Source organism: Chromohalobacter sp. HP20-39 (assembly GCF_033052815.1).
Lineage (GTDB): Bacteria > Pseudomonadota > Gammaproteobacteria > Pseudomonadales > Halomonadaceae > Chromohalobacter.
Genome location: NZ_JAWHTP010000657.1, coordinates 1 through 274, shown reverse-complemented (window position 1 = coordinate 274; position 274 = coordinate 1). Strand labels below are relative to the sequence as shown.

Sequence of the window (274 nt, the reverse complement as noted above, 5' to 3'; positions counted from 1 at the left end):
AGCCGGGATCGATCGAGCAGAGATCGACGACTTCGTTCGGATCGACGATCAGCCACCAACAGCGCTGGGTGGCGGATAGTTCAGGATATATAAACTGTACGACGCTGCGACGCTGTGGCATCGGCGTGGTGTTCAGATTTCTGCGCATGTCCCACATCAGGAGCTGAACGTCGAGGTGCTGCAGCGATACATCTGCTTCGATCCGGCGCTGACCCCAGATACCGAATGCTTCGACGATAGGCCTGAGTTCTCGTCCGGATGCCGTCAGATGATA

Annotated in this window: 1 pseudogene; it reads right to left on the bottom strand. The window is 56.6% G+C overall.

The annotated features are described in order from the left end of the window. Window positions 1–274: pseudogene (locus RVY79_RS19580) on the bottom strand (transcriptional regulator); the annotation flags it as partial.